Here is a 14,283-nt window from a genome sequence, read left to right as displayed (position 1 = left end):
CGGCTCTCAACATGGAGAGTTTGATCCTGGCTCAGGATGAACGCTGGCGGCGTGCTTAACACATGCAAGTCGAACGCAGCCTTCGGGCTGAGTGGCGGACGGGTGAGTAACGCGTGAGAATCTACCTTCAGGATGGGGACAACCGTTGGAAACGACGGCTAATCCCCAATAAGCCGCAAGGTAAAAAGGGTTTCCGCCTGGAGAAGAGCTCGCGTCCGATTAGTTAGTTGGTGAGGTAAGAGCTTACCAAGGCAGCGATCGGTAGCTGGTCTGAGAGGATGAGCAGCCACACTGGGACTGAGACACGGCCCAGACTCCTACGGGAGGCAGCAGTGGGGAATTTTCCGCAATGGGCGCAAGCCTGACGGAGCAACGCCGCGTGTGGGAAGAAGGCTCTTGGGCTGTCAACCACTTTTCTCAGGGAAGAAGTCCTGACGGTACCTGAGGAATCAGCCTCGGCTAACTCCGTGCCAGCAGCCGCGGTAATACGGAGGAGGCAAGCGTTATCCGGAATTATTGGGCGTAAAGCGTCCGCAGGGGGCACATCAAGTCTGCTGTTAAAGGCTGGAGCTTAACTCCGGTAGAGCAGTGGAAACTGGTGTGCTAGAGGGCGACAGGGGTAGAGGGAATTCCCAGTGTAGCGGTGAAATGCGTAGAGATTGGGAAGAACACCGGTGGCGAAAGCGCTCTACTGGGTCGCACCTGACCCTCAGGGACGAAAGCTAAGGTAGCGAAAGGGATTAGATACCCCTGTAGTCTTAGCCGTAAACGATGGATACTAGGCGTGGTTTGTATCGACCCAAGCCGTGCCGAAGCTAACGCGTTAAGTATCCCGCCTGGGGAGTACGCACGCAAGTGTGAAACTCAAAGGAATTGACGGGGGCCCGCACAAGCGGTGGAGGATGTGGTTTAATTCGATGCAACGCGAAGAACCTTACCAGGGCTTGACATCCCGCGAATCTCCAGGAAAGTGGAGAGTGCCTTCGGGAGCGCGGAGACAGGTGGTGCATGGCTGTCGTCAGCTCGTGTCGTGAGATGTTGGGTTAAGTCCCGCAACGAGCGCAACCCTCGTCCTTAGTTGCCAGCATTGAGTTGGGCACTCTAGGGAGACTGCCGGTGACAAACCGGAGGAAGGTGAGGATGACGTCAAGTCAGCATGCCCCTTATGCTCTGGGCAACACACGTCCTACAATGGTCGGGACAAAGGGGAGCGAGCTCGCGAGAGTCAGCGAATCCCAGCAAACTCGGCCTCAGTTCAGATGGCAGGCTGCAACTCGCCTGCCTGAAGGAGGAATCGCTAGTAATCGCAGGTCAGCATACTGCGGTGAATTCGTTCCCGGGCCTTGTACACACCGCCCGTCACACCATGGAAGCTGGCCAAGCCCGAAGTCGTTACCCTAACCGTTCGCGGAGGGGGGCGCCGAAGGCTGGGCTGGTGACTGGGGTGAAGTCGTAACAAGGTAGCCGTACCGGAAGGTGTGGCTGGATCACCTCCTTAATCGGGAGACCAAGTGAGGGGAACTCTGAAACAGAAGTAAGAGCAAAACCTTCCACTCCCAGGTCGGTCGTGGGAGAAAAAAAGGCTTTTCCACCTAGGTTTGGGGAACCTGGGCTATTAGCTCAGCTGGTTAGAGCGCACCCCTGATAAGGGTGAGGTCCCTGGTTCAAGTCCAGGATAGCCCATCTCGGGGGTATAGCTCAGCTGGTAGAGCACCTGCCTTGCACGCAGGGAGTCAGCGGTTCGAGTCCGCTTACCTCCATCTCCGCCAGCGGAGTCAAGCCCAGACCCTTAGAGTTACCTCAGCACCGTTAGAAAGCTAACGACTGCTGGAGTTCGCTCCAGACCAGAACCTTGAAAACTGCATAGTCACCAAGTCAAAAAGTAAAAACCGAGGTCAAGCTACCAAGAGCTAACGGGAGAGCCCTCGGCACACAGAGGCGAAGAAGGACGTGGTAACCGACGAAACACTGCGGGGAGCTGGAAACAAGCTTTGAGCCGCAGGTCTCCGAATGGGGGAACCCTTTGTACGAGCTGCTGAATCTATAGGCAGCAACGAGCTAACTCGGTGAACTGAAACATCTCAGTAGCCGAAGGAAAAGAAAACAAAAGTGATTCCCCAAGTAGCGGCGAGCGAAAGGGGAAGAGCCTAAACCAACCACTGCGGTGGTTGGGGTTGTGGGACAGCATCACCCGACTCAAAGCGTTAAACGAAGCAACTGAAAACTGCACCAGAGAAGGTAAAAGTCCTGTAGTTGACAACGAAACGAGCGGAGCTGTATCCCGAGTAGTTCGGGACACGAGAAATCCCGAATGAATCCGCCAGGACCACCTGGTAAGGCTAAATACTCCTGTGTGACCGATAGCGAACCAGTACCGCGAGGGAAAGGTGAAAAGAACCCCGGCGAGGGGAGTGAAAAAGAACGTGAAACCGTTAGCTTACAAGCAGTGGGAGGACGATTGAACGTCTGACCGCGTGCCTGTTGAAGAATGAGCCGGCGAGTAATTAGGCTGTGGCCGGTTAAGCTGGAAAGCAGCGAAGCCCAAGCGAAAGCGAGTCCGAACAGGGCGTCAGTCACAGCTAATTGACCCGAACCCGGGTGAACTAACCATGACCAGGAGGAAGCTTGGGTAGTACCAAGTGGAAGTCCGAACCGACCAACGTTGAAAAGTTGGCGGATGAGTTGTGGTTAGCGGTGAAATGCCAATCGAACTCGGAGCTATCTGGTTCTCCCCGAAATGCGTTTAGGCGCAGCAGCGGTCTTAAGCCACTGGGGGTAAAGCACTGTTTCGCTGCGGGCTGCGAAAGCGGTACCAAAGCGAGACAAACTCAGAATACCAGTGGGGAAACCGCCAGTGAGACGGTGGGGGATAAGCTTCATCGTCAAGAGGGAAACAGCCCAGACCACCAGCTAAGGTCCCCAAATGATGGCTAAGTGAAAAAGGAGGTAGGAACGCCCAGACAACCAGGAGGTTTGCCTAGAAGCAGCCACCCTTAAAAGAGTGCGTAATAGCTCACTGGTCAAGCGTTCCCGCGCCGAAAATGAACGGGGCTAAGTCATCTACCGAAGCTGTGGACTCAGAAATGAGTGGTAGGGGAGCGTTCTGAGTCGGGAGAAGCACTAGCGGCAAGCAGGTGTGGACGACTCAGAAGTGAGAATGTCGGCTTGAGTAGCGAAAACTTTGGTAAGAATCCAAAGCCCCGAAACCCTAAGGGTTCCTCCGGAAGGCTCGTCCGCGGAGGGTTAGTCAGGGCCTAAGGCGAGGCGGAAACGCGTAGTCGATGGACAACGGGTGAATAATCCCGTACTAGTTGCAGTTGGTGTCGGGGGACGGAGAAGGTTTCACTCAGCCCAGTGTTGGAAATCTGGGTGCAAGCGTGCGAAGGTGAAGAAGGGCGGCGAAAACGCCCCGAGCTAAGGCGCGAGACCGACCCGCTACGGCGGGGAAGTGAGACAAATCAGACTCCCCAGAAAAGCCCGAAGCACCAAAAACTGGAACTACCTGTACCCGAAACCGACACAGGTGGGGAAGTAGAGAATACTAAGGGGCGCGAGATAACTCTCTCTAAGGAACTCGGCAAAATGACCCCGTAACTTCGGGAGAAGGGGTACCAGCGAGAGCTGGTCGCAGTGAAGAGGCCCAGGCGACTGTTTACCAAAAACATAGGTCTCCGCCAACTCGAAAGAGGAAGTATGGGGGCTGACGCCTGCCCAGTGCTGGAAGGTTAAGGAAGTTGGTTAGCCCTGCGGGGCGAAGCTAGCAACCGAAGCCCCAGTGAACGGCGGCCGTAACTATAACGGTCCTAAGGTAGCGAAATTCCTTGTCGGGTAAGTTCCGACCCGCACGAAAGGCGTAACGATCTGGGCGCTGTCTCGGAGAGAGACTCGGCGAAATAGGAATGTCTGTGAAGATACGGACTACCTACACCAGGACAGAAAGACCCTATGAAGCTTTACTGTAACCTGAAGTGGGGTTCGGGCTGAGCTTGCGCAGGATAGGTGGGAGGCGAAGAAGGTTTCCTTGTGGGGAAACTGGAGCCATCGGTGAGATACCACTCTGGTTCAGCTAGAATTCTAACCTTCACCCGTGAGCCGGGGAAGGGACAGCTTCAGGCGGGCAGTTTGACTGGGGCGGTCGCCTCCTAAAAGGTAACGGAGGCGCGCCAAGGTTCCCTCAGGCTGGTTGGAAATCAGCCGCAGAGTGCAAAGGCAGAAGGGAGCTTGACTGCAAGAGTTACCACTCGAGCAGGGACGAAAGTCGGCCTTAGTGATCCGACGGCACTGCGTGGAAAGGCCGTCGCTCAACGGATAAAAGTTACTCTAGGGATAACAGGCTGATCTCCCCCAAGAGTTCACATCGACGGGGAGGTTTGGCACCTCGATGTCGGCTCATCGCAACCTGGGGCTGAAGTCGGTCCCAAGGGTTGGGCTGTTCGCCCATTAAAGCGGTACGCGAGCTGGGTTCAGAACGTCGTGAGACAGTTCGGTCCATATCCGGTGTAGGCGCAAGAGCATTGAGAGGAGCCTTCCTTAGTACGAGAGGACCGGGAAGGACGCACCGCTGGTGTACCTGTTATCGTGCCAACGGTAAACGCAGGGTAGCCAAGTGCGGAGTGGATAACCGCTGAAAGCATCTAAGTGGGAAGCCCACCTCAAGATGAGTGCTCTCATTCCGTCAAGGAAGTAAGGTCACAGGAAGAACACCTGTTAATCGGTGCGCGGTGGCAGTCTGGTAACAGATGAAGCCTACGCATGCGAACCGACCGAGGGCTTGACCTCAAACTAGCTTGGTGACATGCAGTCTTCAGGGTTCTGTTAGTTTCAGACCGAAAAGCTTTCCTGGTGCTGAAGGCGCAGTGGACCCACACCGACCCATCCCGAACTCGGTGGTGAAACGCTGCCGCGGCGAAGATACTTGACGGGGAACTGTCTGGGAAAATAGCTCAGTGCCAGGTTCTTTCTTTACCCCCTCCCCCCTTGATCGGGGGGATCATTTTTTTAGGATTATTTCATAATATTTTATTGAGTGAGATAGAGTGGGTTACATTTTGTAATTGATACATTAGGATCGAAGAGAAGATATAAACCCCTTTTGTCGGGACCTCAATTGTCAATTCTTAATTGTCAATTACATTCAATCATGACTCCTAATCCTCTTATTACTAACTCAGTTGAAAAACTCGACTATCGGGTTACAGTCGGTGATGTTGCGGCTGAAACTGGCTTAAAACTACGAGATGCCCAAAAAGGCTTAGTCGCACTAGCAGCGGATGCAGGTGGGCATTTGCAAGTCAGCGAAACTGGCGATATTACCTATCTTTTTCCAAAAAACTTCCGTGGTATTCTGCGTAATAAATATCTACGTTTACGCTTGCAAGAGTGGTGGGATAAAATTTGGGGTGTCTTGTTTTATCTCATCCGAATTTCCTTTGGCATTGTCTTGATTGCATCCATCATTTTAATTGCAATCACGATTTCTTTAATTATCATTGGCGTGCAAATGAACTCAGACGAAGGAGATTCTGATAATGGTATGGGAGGCGGAGGAGGATTTTCCTTTGGCTTCTTCCCCTTTTGGTTTGGTCCTGATTTATTCTGGTTTTTCTCGCCAGGATACTACGAAGCTGATGAACCAATTGCTAGACGAGAGAAAACAAAACCAAATCGTCGCCAAAAAAGTGAGTTAAGTTTTCTCGAAGCCATTTTTTCTTTTCTTTTTGGTGATGGTAATCCGAATGCAAAATTAGAAGAACGGCGCTGGCAAGAAATCGGAAGTGTTATTCAACAAAATAAAGGTGCAGTTGTTGGTGAACAAATTGCCCCCTATCTCGATGATATTGATGCTAACAGTTGGGAAAATGAAGATTATATGTTACCGGTTCTAACCCGATTTAATGGGGTGCCAGAAGTTACAGAAGAGGGGCATATTATTTATTATTTTCCAGACTTACAAGTAACAGCAACTATGCAGAAGCAGGACGCTGTCCCCTCTTATTTACAAGAAAAATCTTGGCAATTTACCAAAGCAAGTAGTACCCAAAAAATGATTGCCATTGGATTAGGAGGACTGAATTTAATCTTAGCATTAATGCTAGGGTCTCTCTTGTCAGGAGAACTCGCTGCACAAATGGGAGGATTAGTTGCTTTTGTTAATGGAATTTATGGTATACTACTTGCTTATGCAATTGGTTATTTGATAATTCCTTTAATTCGTTACTTTTGGATTCAACAAAAAAATAAAGGCATAACTTCTCGCAATGACGAACGTTTTCGACGGGCGCGAATTTTAGCAAGTGGTGATCAACAATTACACAATAAATTACAAGAAGCGCAAGCGTTTGCTTCACAAACTGTTTTAAGCGAGGAAAACATTGCTTATTCTACAGAGCAAGATTTAATAGAACAAGAAGCGGAACGTAGCGATCAAATTGATGAAGACTGGAAACGTCGTCTATCATCCTGATCAAAACTGATTCTGCACACTAAAGGACAGTAAAAACTAATTGCTTCGTCAAATAACTTTGACCTTCATAATTCGTTACACTAGCAACAGTTTAATTGAATAGTGTGACAAAAAAACTAGATGCAACAACGAATTAATTTTCAATTACTAAAGCGATTTTGGTCGATCGCGCGCCTTTATTGGTTTGGTGATGAAAAATGGAAAGCGAGAGGGCTATTACTTGTCATTACCCTCATGCTGATTACTTATACAGTTCTCAGTGTCATTCTCAATCAGCAACGAGGAAATTTAATTACTGCCCTCTCCCAAATGAGTGAAGATCAATTTTGGAGTGGATTACTGGTCTATTTTGGTGTCATTCTCGCCTATATTCCTTTATTTGCAGGGGCAAAGTACTTAATCGATCTCTTAGGATTATTTTGGCGCAGATGGTTAACGGGACGTTTTCTCGATCATTATTTTCGCGATCGCGCTTACTATAAATTAACCTCTTATGGCGATATCGATAATCCTGATCAACGGATTTCTCAAGATGTTCGTTCCTTTACTCAAGAGTCACTAACTTTTTTGTTAATTACTCTTTCTTCTTTATTTCAAGTGATTGGATTTAGCGGCGAATTATGGACCATTTCTTATCCTTTAGTAATTTTTCTATTTATTTATGCAATCGTTGGAACTTTAATTACAGTGGGCGTTTTTGGCAAAGCATTAGTTCGCCTCAACTTTGAACAACTGAAACGAGAAGCTAATTTTCGTTTTGGTTTAGTTCGCATTCGGGAAAACGCTGAATCCATTGCCTTTTACCAAGGAGAAGAACAAGAAGAAAGCCAAGTTAAATTTCGCTTTGATGATGTTTTTGATAATTTTAAGCGCTTAATTTTATGGCAAGATTTAGGTTTAAAGTCTTTTACTAATACGTTCCAACTGATTACATATGCTATCCCTTTTTTAATTTTGGCACCGCGAGTTTTTTCTGGAGAACTGGCAGTAGGGAAAGTAACCGAAGCGCAAGGGGCTTTTTTACAAATCTTTTTTGCTCTTGATTTTGTCATTACACGCTTTCAATCTTTGACCGAATTTGGTGCAGGAATTAACAGAATTTTTGGTTTTGCTGACTATATTAATCTTGCTGATTCTGAAAAAGAAGAGAAAGACGAAAGTCCTAATCCAACAATTGAAATGGTCAATGACCAGCAGATTGCAGTGAAAGAATTGACCTTACAAACCCCCAATTATCAACGCACTTTAGTGCGAAATTTAACGGTTGATATTCCCCAAGGCGGGGGGCTACTAATTATGGGCGCAAGCGGCTGTGGTAAGAGTTCTTTACTCCGGGCAATTGCTGGTTTATGGCAATCGGGAAGTGGTAAAATTATCCGTCCTCCATTGTCAGAAATTCTGTTTTTACCCCAACGTCCTTATATGATTTTGGGAAGTTTGAGAGAAGAATTAATCTATCCGAAAAAAGAAACAGAGTTAACCAACGAACAGCTAGCAGAAGTGTTAGATAAAGTTAATCTTCCCCATCTCATTGAACGCTTTGGCAGCTTAAATATTGAAATGAATTGGGGAGAAGTTTTGTCACTAGGAGAACAGCAACGAGTTGCGTTTGCCAGAATTTTAATTAACCAACCGCGCTATGTCGTCCTTGATGAAGCAACGAGTGCTTTAGATGTTGAAAATGAAGAAGCACTCTACGAGCAATTGCAAGTTATTGAGTTGACTTATGTTAGTGTTGGACACCGCCCCACCTTACGACAATATCATCAACTTATTTTAGAATTATCAGAAGATCAATCTTGGCAATTAAAACCAATTACAGCACCAATAGAATCATGATTTTTCCCGGTGAAGTATTCGCAGAAACAAAAGAATTTGATACGAATATTCGGCAATTGTTGCCGTATTATGATGAAATGTTAGATGCGATCGCGCTGTGTGTTCCTTCTCAAAGCAGTCGCATTTTAGAATTAGGGTGTGGAACCGGCGAACTGACCGTAAAAGTCCTCAAACAGTGTCCCCATGCAGAACTGGTTGCCGTGGATTATTCTCCGCGCATGATTGACTTTGTGGGAGCGAAATTAGATGCTCAAGGAGAGCGCGATCGCGTCAAAACGCTGCAATTAGACTTTGGGGCTTGGGCCAATGATGAAGCGGATGCTGAAGTCGGAAGCCGATTTGATGCTATTATTTCTTCCCTTGCCATTCATCATCTCACTGATGCAATGAAAGGAAAACTCTTCCAGAAAATTGCCCGTTCTCTCAACCCGGGTGGACAATTCTGGAATGCTGATCCGCTACTTCCCGAATTTCCTGAACTGACCGATATTTATCAACAATCTCGCCAACGTTGGGCGCAAAAACAAGGTTTTGATCTCGAGGCAGTGCGCAGTAAAATTGGTAAAAGCGATACCCAAGGCTATTCCAGTCAGGATCAACTCGCCACCCTTGACAGGCATTTCCAAATGTTAAAAGAGGCGGGATTCTCTAAAACAGCAGTGATTTGGAAATACTATAATCTTGGTGTTTTTGGGGGATTGCTCTAATTGAAATTTCGAGATATAATTTTAGATTGTGTCTCCTGCTCGGATCAGGTCGGACATTAGTCAAAGCGAAACTTTCGCTACCTGTACGGCATTTTTAAGGATTAATCATGAGTTATGCAATTGTAGAAGCCAGTGGAACCCAGATTAAAGTTGAGCCGGGTTCTTTCTATGACTTAAACCGTTTGCACGTTGATGAAGAAGGGAACTATACCTTCGATAAAGTCTTACTCATCAATAATGACGGTGAAGTGACAGTGGGTCAACCCTATATTGAGGGGGCAACGGTACAAGGAACCATCATGAGTCACTTGCGCGGGCGGAAAGTGCTCGTCTATAAAATGAAGCCCAAGAAAAACTATCGTAAAAAACGGGGACACCGCCAGGAATTAACTCGCGTCATGATTAATTCCATTAGCCTCAATGGTTCGGTAATTGCTGAAGCTGACAGCACAGAAAGCACGGAAACCGAAGCAGTAACGCCAGAAGTTGTAGAAACCGCTTCTGAGTAAAATTGTAAACAAGAAGATTGAATAAGAGGATTAACAATGGCTCATAAGAAAGGAACAGGCAGTACTCGTAACGGACGGGATTCTAATTCAAAACGTCTTGGCGTGAAACGTTACGGCGGACAAGTGGTTCGTGCTGGCAATATTCTAGTCCGTCAGCGCGGCACTAAAATTCACGCTGGACTCAATGTAGGTCGCGGTAATGATGATACATTATTTGCCCTAGTTGACGGCGTAGTCAGTTTTGATCGCTATGGAAAAAGCCGTCGCAAAGTTAGTATTCTTCCTGTAGAAAAGGCAACCACTGCTTAATCATTAGCCCAATCAATATATACAAACTATTTCAGCCCTCTCTCAAGCTAGCAAGAGAGGGCGAAATTCTAGTTTCTGATTAAGCAAATAGCAAATTACACAAATACAAAGTTAGCTTCAGTTAGTGAATCTGCTTCCACATTTAACAGCACTGCAAGATCTTGGTCATTCACGCCAATGACAGTGTTTTCAGGGGTCTCTTCACTCTCGCCAATACTGAGACCAGAGAATTCTAAGTCAAGTCCTCCTAACCCAAGAACATCTTCTCCAGCAGTAAAGTCAGTAATAATGTTGAGTTCATTAGGCAACTGACCTGCTCCTAACCAGAACTGATCTTCACCAAGTCCACCGGTTACAGTATTATTGCCTTGACCTTCAGAGAGGAAGAAACGGTCATTATCGTCACCCCCAATGAGCCGATCATTGTTGCCAGCAATAAAGATATTGTTTCCAGACTCTCCATAGAGGCGATTATTACCACTCCCTTGGGAAGAATCAAGGATATCATCCCCACCACCAGCAAAGATGCGATCATTGGTGCCAGCAAATAATTCGTCGTTATCGTTACCTCCATAAATTCGATTACCACCGAGAGTAAGGGAAGCATCAACTAGATTATTGCCATCGCCAGTGAAGATGAGATCTCCATCTCCTTCAAAATCAATGGTGCCTTCTAAAATATCGTCCTCAGAGCTACCAAATATAGGTAATCTTGGCTGTTCTGGAGCTTCTTCTGAACTCAGCAAGGCTTCCTTCATCGTTTCAAAGATGTGAACCAGATCGATCTGGTTTTCAATCCCAGGAACTTGCTCCCCGAACACTTCATATCCTTCTCCAATTAAGTTATCAAGAATTTCTGAACCTTCACCTTGATAATAAATTGGAACAGGGCGGTTGGTATGAGTCCCCCACTGGTATTTATCTTCTGCATCCGATCCCCAAAAGTGTCCAGCTTCTTTGGGATCAAATGCTTCCGTGAGAGCTTCCGGACCTTTTTCACGATAAAGTTCAGGGAAGTTATCATTTAAGGTTAAGTAGTGATCGTGGTCAGGAACAACCATCAACAGATTTTCTTCCCAACCGCCATTTTCTTCAATCCAATCCACGACTAATTCCACTGTTTGGTCAAGATCTTGATGCCGACCCAACATGGCATCTAAATTATTGTCGTGAAGAACCCAATCATAGTCACCGAGTTCCAGTTGCAAGAAAAACCCATCTTCATCCTTACTTAGAAAGTCTAAGGAAGATTGCGCCATATCCATAATGGTAGGGTTTTCATCTAGTTCTCGCTCAATGAATTCTTCCTCGCTTTCACCGGGCATTAAAGGACGAGCATATTCGGGATCAACAAATTCTCCGTCTTCGCTCTCAAGTTGAGAACTGCGGTGGGCGAAGGTATTATAACCCGTGCGGTCGTAACTCCCATCTCCACTTCGCATGGGCAGGTTCCCATTTTGACCCCGAGCACCATAGAGACCGAAAAGGCGATCACCTGCAGTGGGATCAAGCTCTGCCACGGTTTCCATTAATTCTTCTGAAGCACCTGGACCACGCTCAAGGAAATTAACTCCATAGCGATTATCTTCAGCATTAGGATTATTGCTGAGATGCTCGTAGTTGTCTTCGGTAATATAGCGCCAGTTGAATCCACCACCTGTTCCACTGAAGTTTCCTTGATCCAAAGGATGGCCACCTCCTAGCATGAGGTCAACTTCTGTATCACCCCGTAACATCTGTTGCAGGACATTATCCATGTCCGGATAATCTGCATCGAGCTTATTACGATGGTTAACGCCAACGACTGGGCTCGATGGGGTCGCATGGTTAACAGGCACATCAGAGATTGTCCCAGTGGATTTGCCCAGTTCTTCGGCGATGTCCATGATGCTTTCTACTGGTTGCTCAAAGAGATCAACCCCTAAAGCAGGATTATAAGTTTTCTCGCCAGCGAAAATATTTGTCCCGGCTTGGGAAGAGCCAGTATATCCTTCTTTGATATATTCCTTGTCAGGAGTCGTCCAAGGATTGGGACCGCCTCGCTCAACATCCCAGCCAACAAGATTTCCTCCCTCAGGGTCTTGTTCTGGGTTAAAGGTGGGATCAAACTCAAAATTTTCCTCCTCAAACCCTTCTCGAAGTTCTCCTTCTCCGGTAGGACGCTCAAAAGGATCTCCCTCAAAAGCAGAATTGCCTTTATCGCCATCAACAGTCATTGGGTAGGTGGTTGCCCAAGTGAAGCCGTCTAGCTCCATAAAACTTGAGCCTTCCCCTTTCCCTTCAGTGAAAAAGTCATCAAGGGTTTCTCCTTCATGTCCTTCATCGATTAATTTCGCGATCGCGCCGGCACGGGCCATTTCCCATCCCATCCCATCGGGAACAATTGTAATAATATTTTTCGCCATGATTTCAAATTTTCCTCACTTGAATTTAAGCCTTAGCTCAGCTTTTTTTTTAAAGTAGGCTGGAAAATTTAAACTCTATTTATTTTTAGATAATCAATTTTCTAAGTTTTGATTAAATCATGTGTAGATCGATACATATCTGATCGAATTTCTACGACAATTACTAAAAACAGATCATTACGGTCTAAATGGCAAAACGCTAACTCATTAATCCAGTCAATTTTGAAGACGCCTAGGGTTTATTTCATCAACTCAGTGTCTCATCTCATTTTGCCTTCTCTGGATGTACAGGAGAGGGATTTCCATTTTAAGCGTCCTTAAGTCAAGAGCAAGGGACTGGTAAATTTATCTAAATTTTAATAAATTAATAAAAGTAAATTAAAGATCTCTTAACCTTAACTGAGTAATCTTTAGGATGGATGTAACTCTAATCGAAATTTTACTGATTATGGTAGTACCTAAAAATAAACTTTCACTTAAACATTTTTCTATTGCGGGAGCAGCTGCCCTAGCAACTGTAGCGCTAGGATTCACTGTTTCTGAAGTCCGTTCTCAAGGAAATATCATCGCGATTGATGGTTCGAGCACGGTTTTTCCCATTGCAGAAGCGGTTGCTGAAGAATTCCAAAAAGAGAGTGATTATAACGTCACCGTTGGTGTTTCCGGCAGTGGCGGTGGCTTTGAGAAATTCTGCCGTGGCGAAACTGATATCTCTAATGCCTCCCGTCCGATCAAAGAGTCGGAAGCTCAGAGATGTGCTGAAAATGGTATTGAATTTACCGAAATGCGGGTTGCTTTTGATGGGATCACAGTCGTTGTGAACCCCGCAAATGACTGGGCAGAAGCCATAACCGTTGAGGAACTAAAAACCATTTGGGAACCTGCAGCTCAAGGGTCAGTCACTAACTGGAATGATGTTCGCTCTGAGTGGCCTGATGCGCAAATGAGCTTGTTTGGTCCTGGTTCTGACTCCGGTACCTTTGACTATTTTACAGAAGTAATTGTTGGTGAAGAAGGTGCTAGCCGAGGCGACTACACGGCCAGTGAAGATGACAGTGTTTTGGTTGTTGGTGTGGAAAATGATCAAAATGCTCTTGGCTATTTTGGTTATGCCTACTACGTTGAAAACCAAGATGGTCTGAAAGCACTGGGTGTTGATAATGGAGAAGGTGAGCCGGTTAAGCCCAGCCAGCAAACCATTGAAAGTGGTGAGTATGCGCCCTTATCTCGTCCGCTGTTCATGTATGTGAGCAAATCTGCTATGGATAAGCCCCAAGTCACCTCTTATGTTAACTTTTTCATGGACAATGCCCCTGATCTGGTTGGTGAAGTTGGGTATGTTCCCCTCTCCCGAAGCGCTTACGAAGAGCAGAAAATTGCCAATTAAAATTCCTTAGATTGGACTGGAAATTTGCGATTAGCTTCATTCCTAACCTTAAGATGCAGAACTGTTAATTGTTCTGCATCTTCCTGCTGTCATCTCGAATAAGGCAAGGATCTTAACTGGTAAAGTCCCAAGACTGGCAAAAGTACCGTCTCAAGTGCTTCAAACCACTATTAGACGATTACATGATGCTTGGGACTTTTTTCGCGCTAGGGGATATGGGTTTCCTAGGTTCAAAAAGATTGGACAGTTCAAATCAATCCTTTTCCCTCAATTCAACCTTTCACCTATTTTTGGGAATACAATCAAACTGCCCAAATTAGGTAAAGTTGTGTGCAACTTCCATCGACCGATTCCAGAAGGATTCAAAGTCAAACAAGTGCGAGTGGTGCGAAAAGCAGTTGGTTGGTTTGCCGTTCTCTCTATTTCTTCCGATGTAGATGTACCACAAGTTGGTTACTGGGGGAGAGCGGTAGGTGTTGATATTGGACTTCTGGATTATTTAGCGACTTCTGATGGGTTTCGTTTACCCAGACCAAAGTTTTTCAAGGATCTCGAAAGCGAGCTGAAATTGCTGCAAAAGAGACTGTCCAGGAAAAAGAAAAGGTCGAAAAATTACGATAAAGCCAGAAAGAAAGTAGAGAGACTCCACAATCACATTGCCTTC

8 protein-coding genes, 2 tRNA genes and 3 rRNA genes are annotated in these 14,283 nt (G+C 46.4%); 12 read left to right on the top strand and 1 reads right to left on the bottom strand.

The features are described 5' to 3' along the window. The first annotated feature begins 8 nt into the window (after window positions 1-8). The 10 genes from GVY04_17180 to rpmA all read left to right on the top strand — a co-directional run bounded on the left by GVY04_17180 (window position 9) and on the right by rpmA (window position 9,827). Window positions 9-1,498, top strand: a 16S ribosomal RNA gene (locus tag GVY04_17180). A 111-nt stretch (window positions 1,499-1,609) separates the two neighbouring features. Then, window positions 1,610-1,683, top strand: a tRNA-Ile gene (locus tag GVY04_17175). A gap of 4 nt (window positions 1,684-1,687) precedes the next feature. Beyond that, window positions 1,688-1,760 (top strand) — tRNA-Ala (locus GVY04_17170). A 132-nt stretch (window positions 1,761-1,892) separates the two neighbouring features. Further along, window positions 1,893-4,779 (top strand): 23S ribosomal RNA (locus tag GVY04_17165). Window positions 4,780-4,838: 59 nt separating this feature from the next. Continuing rightward, a 5S ribosomal RNA gene (gene rrf / locus GVY04_17160) occupies window positions 4,839-4,955 on the top strand. The 16S, 23S and 5S rRNA genes sit together here with 2 tRNA genes alongside, the layout of an rRNA operon. Window positions 4,956-5,140: 185 nt before the next feature. Further along, window positions 5,141-6,463 (top strand): hypothetical protein, encoded by a 1,323-nt coding sequence (locus GVY04_17155; protein ID NBD17793.1) that lies wholly within the window; start codon window positions 5,141-5,143, stop codon window positions 6,461-6,463. Window positions 6,464-6,583: 120 nt separating this feature from the next. Next, the gene (locus GVY04_17150; GenBank protein ID NBD17792.1) at window positions 6,584-8,302 is read left to right on the top strand and encodes an ATP-binding cassette domain-containing protein; all 1,719 of its coding nucleotides are present in this window, start codon (window positions 6,584-6,586) and stop codon (window positions 8,300-8,302) included. Next, a complete protein-coding gene (locus GVY04_17145) occupies window positions 8,299-9,009 on the top strand; it encodes a methyltransferase domain-containing protein (GenBank protein NBD17791.1) in 711 nt (236 codons plus the stop codon). Before GVY04_17150 ends, GVY04_17145 begins: the two co-directional genes overlap by 4 nt. A 107-nt stretch (window positions 9,010-9,116) precedes the next feature. Then, window positions 9,117-9,518 carry a 50S ribosomal protein L21 gene (gene rplU, locus GVY04_17140; GenBank protein ID NBD17790.1) on the top strand — a complete coding sequence of 134 codons (402 nt, stop codon included), beginning with the start codon at window positions 9,117-9,119 and terminating at the stop codon, window positions 9,516-9,518. A 36-nt stretch (window positions 9,519-9,554) separates the two neighbouring features. Beyond that, window positions 9,555-9,827: a 50S ribosomal protein L27 gene (gene rpmA, locus GVY04_17135; GenBank protein NBD17789.1), complete on the top strand. Its 273-nt coding sequence runs from the start codon at window positions 9,555-9,557 to the stop codon at window positions 9,825-9,827. Window positions 9,828-9,922: 95 nt separating this feature from the next. Here the strand turns inward: rpmA and GVY04_17130 are convergent, their stop codons facing one another. Continuing rightward, window positions 9,923-12,232, bottom strand: a complete 2,310-nt coding sequence (locus tag GVY04_17130) for an alkaline phosphatase (GenBank protein ID NBD17788.1) — start codon at window positions 12,230-12,232, stop codon at window positions 9,923-9,925. A 448-nt stretch (window positions 12,233-12,680) separates the two neighbouring features. Here GVY04_17130 and pstS point away from each other — a divergent pair, with 448 nt between their 5' ends. Further along, window positions 12,681-13,619, top strand: a complete 939-nt coding sequence (pstS, locus tag GVY04_17125) for a phosphate ABC transporter substrate-binding protein PstS family protein (GenBank protein ID NBD17787.1) — start codon at window positions 12,681-12,683, stop codon at window positions 13,617-13,619. 154 nt (window positions 13,620-13,773) lie between these two features. After that, window positions 13,774-14,283, top strand: a 510-nt coding sequence (locus tag GVY04_17120; protein ID NBD17786.1) for a transposase, incomplete at its 3' end; no start/stop codon positions are given.

It is taken from the genome of Cyanobacteria bacterium GSL.Bin1, from assembly GCA_009909085.1.
Lineage (GTDB): Bacteria > Cyanobacteriota > Cyanobacteriia > Cyanobacteriales > Rubidibacteraceae > Halothece.
The sequence above is the reverse complement of the archived record's forward strand: the minus strand, read 5'-3'. Positions and strand labels throughout refer to the sequence as shown.